This is a genomic window from Metasolibacillus sp. FSL H7-0170 (assembly GCF_038593115.1).
GTDB lineage: Bacteria > Bacillota > Bacilli > Bacillales_A > Planococcaceae > Metasolibacillus > Metasolibacillus fluoroglycofenilyticus.
Genome location: NZ_CP151964.1, coordinates 2,268,818 through 2,275,000 on the forward strand (window position 1 = coordinate 2,268,818; position 6,183 = coordinate 2,275,000).

Sequence of the window (6,183 nt, forward strand, 5' to 3'; positions counted from 1 at the left end):
TTTCAATAAGGCTATCGGGAATACAGAATTTCCGATAGCCTTATTATATTGACTTACTTCTCGACTTTCAAATCACATTCTTCTAACGGAAGAAGTCTCGTTTTATATTTGATTTTATAACCAATCCATAGCAGTAAGAATAGCGGAATACCTATATATGAAACAAGTACCCCATACCAATCAATTGCCCCACCGGTAAATGCTGTATAATTTTGACCAAGCACAACGATTAAACAAATCGTTAATGCAAATAGCGGACCGAATGGATACCATCTCGCTTTATAGGGCAATAAGGATAAATCCTTGCCCTGCACAACAAATGCACGACGGAATCGATAATGGCTATAAGCAATCCCAAGCCATGCGATAAAGCCCGACATTCCTGAAGCATTCAGTAACCATATATATACAACCCCATCGCCAAAGAAAGATGCTAAAAAGGCTAAACTTCCCACTGCTAATGTCGCCATTAACGCATACACAGGAATACCTCGACGACTTAACTTCGTGAAAAATTTCGGTGCTTTTCCTTCTACCGCTAGCTGCCAAAGCATACGAGAAGCTGCATACAACCCTGAATTTCCTGCTGACAACATCGCAGTTAAGATGATGGCATTCATAAAAGAAGCTGCTACAGCAATCCCTAAGCGGTCAAACACTAAAGTAAATGGCGACACCGCAATATCCTCAGATAACAAGCGCTCATCTGTAAAAGGGATGAGCAGCCCAATAGCTGCTATAGCTAAAATATAAAACAATAAAATACGCCAAAACACTGATTTTACAGCCTTCGGAATATTTTTCCCAGGATTATCTGTCTCACCAGCTGTAACACCTAATAGCTCTGTTCCTTGAAAAGAGAATCCTGCCGCAAGGAAAATACCAAACATCGCTAAAAACCCACCATGGAATGGTCCATCACTAATAAAGAAATTCGTAAAGCCTACTGGCGCCTCCCCACCTAAAATACCAAAAATCATTAAAAAGCTAACAATAATAAAAACAATTACAGTTGCTACTTTAATCATCGCAAACCAATATTCACTTTCCCCATAGCTTTTCACAGATAAAAGATTAAATGCTAGTACGATAACAATAAACAGCACCGTCCAAAGCCCTGACGAACTATTTGGAAACCAATACTTCATAATCAAAGATACTGCTGCAATTTCTGCCGCAATCGTAATCGCCCAGTTATACCAGTAGTTCCACCCTAATGCAAAGCCCAACGCCGGATCGACAAATTTACTAGCATATGTACTAAATGACCCTGATGACGGCATATAGGCAGCCATTTCTCCTAAACTTGTCATTAAAAAAAATACCATCACACCAATCAAAGCATAAGCTAATAATGCACCTCCAGGGCCCGCCTGCGCAATTGCACCTCCACTCGCTAAAAACAGCCCTGTGCCAATAGTTCCTCCTAAAGAAATCATTGTAATATGACGACTTTTTAGTACTTTTTGCAGCTTTGGCGCTTTATTACCAAGCTGATTAATTTTAATATCACTCACTTTATAGCTTCCTTCCTAATTTTAAGACAAAAAAATACCATCACAAGATTTTGTGATGGCTATATTCGTTCTTAGTTTTTTCTTTGATAGCTCAACACGTCATCTAAAACAAACGTGACAGTTCTGCTCCTTTCGAACGCAGCCCCAGCATGAAGGTTACAAGTACCTTCAAACTTCGGCAATATTTCCTTTCCACTAACTTCATCAATGCTTGCCATTTCCATTAGTGTACTCTTAAATATCGCGACCTCTACCTCAATCAACTTTGAGGTTCATTATTAAATTTACAACGCATATTATTTTAACATAATAATTATTCAATTGCAACCATTGTCCAAAAGCTTCCAAAAGGGAAGCGTTCACCCCCGCAAAATAGAGCCAACCAATGTGTATCTATTAAAAAATGTTTACTCCTATAAAACACGCCGATTAGTATCCAATATTTATATAATCAACGCAACTGATATTTTAACGTTCTATCAGTAGATTTTGCTTTTCTATGGGTGTACTTTTATATTCTATCAGTAATTTTGATGTTTCTATCAGTACGTTTTTGAATTCTATCAGCTACTTTAGCAGTTCTATCAGTAGATTATTAAAAAACAGGCGACTATTTAGCAATTGTTTGATAATTAGCTACGGAATCAGTATCGCTTTTTCAAAGAGTTTGCTCGCAAAATGAGAAAAACACCGAATTTAGAAGTGATTTCTTTAATAGAAAATGAAAGCAGATATTTTAAGATTATTTATAAACCCTGATAGTTAGTTATTCCATGCTTTTCAAAGTTTATTCCATGTTTTTATGAGTTTATTCCATGTTTTTATGAGTTTATTCCATGTTTTTATGAGTTTATTCCACGTTTTTCAACTTTTATTCCATGTTTTCTGAGATTTATTCCATGTTCGCTCTTTTTCTTCTTGGTAACTTCCTTTTTTCCATACAAAAAAACCACTGATTCCTCAGTGGTTTTGATTGCGAAGCAATGTCCTACTCTCACAGGAGCACCCCCAACTACCATCGACGCTTCAACGCAGCACAGCTGAGCCGCGGATTCCTTCGTTGTCCGCGTCGCTTGCGGTACTCATGTGCGATGCACATTCCGCTCCGTGCTCCTTGGCGCCTCGGACTCCTTGCTCTTCTGCACTGCTTCAGCTTGTATTCGATTAAAAGTGTTTGCAATTGTTTGCCTCCGATTACGCGCCGAGCCGACCTTCGGTCTTTGGTAGTTGGCGGCCTCTTTTTCCATACAAAAAAACCACTGAGAAATCAGTGGTTTGTTGTTGCGAAGCAATGTCCTACTCTCACAGGGGCGCCCCCAACTACCAGCGGCACTTCAACGCAGCACAGCTGAGCCGCGGATTCCTTCGTTGCCCGCGTCGCTTGCGGTGCTCATGTGCCATGCACATTCCGCTCCGCGCTCCTTGGCGCCTCGGACTCCTTGCTCTTCTGCACTGCTTGAGCTTGTATTCGATTAAAAGTGTTTGCAATTGTTTGCCTCCGATTACGCACCGAGCTGACCTTCGGTCTTTGGTAGTTGGGGGCTTCTTTTCCATATAAAAAACCACTGATTCCTCAGTGGTTTTGATTGCGAAGCAATGTCCTACTCTCACAGGGGGAAGCCCCCAACTACCATCGGCGCTAAAGAGCTTAACTTCCGTGTTCGGTATGGGAACGGGTGTGACCTCTTTGCCATCATTACTTCACTTGCACATGGGTGTGCTGGCGTCTACGTTACCACAGGATGTGGTGCTTTTAGTAGACGTTCCTTACTCGGCTTCCAATCTACTGCACTACTCTTCGTCAACTGCACTCGCTCATTCAGTCATGTACTTTAGTACATTCCTTCAATCGCTCCTTTGTTTCCTCGATTAGTTTGTATCTTGAAATCCTTATTTTTAGAAAGAGTTTGTTCTTTCAAAACTGGATAAACGAACATTGAAACAAGTTTTAATTGTGGTTAAGTCCTCGATCGATTAGTATTCGTCAGCTCCATGTGTCGCCACACTTCCACCTCGAACCTATCTACCTCATCGTCTTTGAGGGATCTTACTTACTTGCGTAATGGGAAATCTCATCTTGAGGGGGGCTTCATGCTTAGATGCTTTCAGCACTTATCCCGTCCATACATAGCTACCCAGCGATGCCGTTGGCACGACAACTGGTACACCAGCGGTATGTCCATCCCGGTCCTCTCGTACTAAGGACAGCTCCTCTCAAATTTCCTACGCCCACGACGGATAGGGACCGAACTGTCTCACGACGTTCTGAACCCAGCTCGCGTACCGCTTTAATGGGCGAACAGCCCAACCCTTGGGACCGACTACAGCCCCAGGATGCGATGAGCCGACATCGAGGTGCCAAACCTCCCCGTCGATGTGGACTCTTGGGGGAGATAAGCCTGTTATCCCCGGGGTAGCTTTTATCCGTTGAGCGATGGCCCTTCCATGCGGAACCACCGGATCACTAAGCCCGTCTTTCGACCCTGCTCGACTTGTAGGTCTCGCAGTCAAGCTCCCTTGTGCCTTTACACTCTACGAATGATTTCCAACCATTCTGAGGGAACCTTTGGGCGCCTCCGTTACCTTTTAGGAGGCGACCGCCCCAGTCAAACTGTCCGCCTGACACTGTCTCCTACCCCGCTAAGGGGCACGGGTTAGAATTTCAATACAACCAGGGTAGTATCCCACCGACGCCTCCTTCGAAGCTGGCGCTCCGAGATCTCTGGCTCCTACCTATCCTGTACAAGTTGTACCAAAATTCAATATCAAGCTACAGTAAAGCTCCACGGGGTCTTTCCGTCCTGTCGCGGGTAACCTGCATCTTCACAGGTACTATAATTTCACCGAGTCTCTCGTTGAGACAGTGCCCAGATCGTTACGCCTTTCGTGCGGGTCGGAACTTACCCGACAAGGAATTTCGCTACCTTAGGACCGTTATAGTTACGGCCGCCGTTTACTGGGGCTTCAATTCATAGCTTCGCTTGCGCTAACCACTCCTCTTAACCTTCCAGCACCGGGCAGGCGTCAGCCCCTATACGTCACCTTACGGTTTTGCAGAGACCTGTGTTTTTGCTAAACAGTCGCCTGGGCCTATTCACTGCGGCTCTCATGCGCTTGCACGCTCAAGAGCACCCCTTCTCCCGAAGTTACGGGGTCATTTTGCCGAGTTCCTTAACGAGAGTTCTCTCGCACACCTTAGGATTCTCTCCTCGACTACCTGTGTCGGTTTGCGGTACGGGTACCTCCCACCTCGCTAGAGGCTTTTCTTGGCAGTGTGAGATCAGGAACTTCGTCCATACGGACTCGTCATCACAGCTTGGCGTTAGAGTGTGCGGATTTGCCTACACACACGCCTTACTGCTTGAACAGAGACAACCAACGCTCTGCTTACCCTACCCTCCTGCGTCCCCCCATTGCTCAAACGGTGGGGAGGTAGTACAGGAATATCAACCTGTTATCCATCGCCTACGCCTATCGGCCTCGGCTTAGGTCCCGACTAACCCTGAGCGGACGAGCCTTCCTCAGGAAACCTTAGTCATACGGTGGACAGGATTCTCACCTGTCTTTCGCTACTCATACCGGCATTCTCACTTCTAAGCGCTCCACCAGTCCTTCCGGTCTGACTTCAACGCACTTAGAACGCTCTCCTACCACTGACATCGTAGATGTCAATCCACAGCTTCGGTGAATCGTTTAGCCCCGATACATTTTCGGCGCAGTGTCACTCGACCAGTGAGCTATTACGCACTCTTTAAATGATGGCTGCTTCTAAGCCAACATCCTGGTTGTCTAAGCAACGCCACATCCTTTTCCACTTAACGATTACTTTGGGACCTTAGCTGGTGGTCTGGGCTGTTTCCCTCTTGACTACGGATCTTATCACTCGCAGTCTGACTCCCGTGTATAAATATCCGGCATTCGGAGTTTGTCTGAATTCGGTAAAGCGAGATGCCCCCCTAGTCCAAACAGTGCTCTACCTCCGGTATTCTCCATCACGAGGCTAGCCCTAAAGCTATTTCGGAGAGAACCAGCTATCTCCAGGTTCGATTGGAATTTCTCCGCTACCCACAGCTCATCCCCGCACTTTTCAACGTACGTGGGTTCGGGCCTCCAGTAAGTGTTACCTTACCTTCACCCTGGCCATGGGTAGATCACCTGGTTTCGGGTCTACGACAACGTACTCCTTCGCCCTATTCAGACTCGCTTTCGCTGCGGCTCCGCTTTCTCAGCTTAACCTTGCACGTTATCGTAACTCGCCGGTTCATTCTACAAAAGGCACGCTATCACCCATTAACGGGCTCTAACTACTTGTAGGCACACGGTTTCAGGTTCTCTTTCACTCCCCTCCCGGGGTGCTTTTCACCTTTCCCTCACGGTACTGGTTCACTATCGGTCACTAGGGAGTATTTAGCCTTGGGAGATGGTCCTCCCGGATTCCGACGGAATTTCACGTGTTCCGCCGTACTCAGGATCCACTCTGGAGGGAATGAACTTTCGACTACAGGGCTTTTACCTGCTCTGGCGGACCTTTCCAAGTCGCTTCATCTACTTCATTCCTTTGTAACTCCGTATAGAGTGTCCTACAACCCCAAAGAGCAAGCTCTTTGGTTTGGGCTTTTCCCGTTTCGCTCGCCGCTACTCAGGGAATCGAATTTTCTTTCTCTTC

The 6,183-nt window shown here is 45.7% G+C and carries 1 protein-coding gene, 2 rRNA genes and 1 riboswitch (1 of these 4 running past the window's edge); all 3 genes read right to left on the reverse strand.

Going from position 1 to position 6,183, the window contains the following annotated elements; all coding sequences use genetic code 11:
* Nucleotides 1-53: 53 nt before the first annotated feature.
* Nucleotides 54-1,517 carry an amino acid permease gene (locus MHH70_RS10490; RefSeq protein WP_342471467.1) on the reverse strand — a complete coding sequence of 488 codons (1,464 nt, stop codon included), beginning with the start codon at nucleotides 1,515-1,517 and terminating at the stop codon, nucleotides 54-56.
* A 79-nt stretch (nucleotides 1,518-1,596) separates the two neighbouring features.
* Nucleotides 1,597-1,778, reverse strand: a riboswitch (Lysine riboswitch).
* 1,327 nt (nucleotides 1,779-3,105) lie between these two features.
* Nucleotides 3,106-3,221 (reverse strand): 5S ribosomal RNA (gene rrf / locus MHH70_RS10495).
* A gap of 250 nt (nucleotides 3,222-3,471) precedes the next feature.
* Nucleotides 3,472-6,183 (reverse strand): 23S ribosomal RNA (locus tag MHH70_RS10500); it runs 216 nt beyond the window's last position.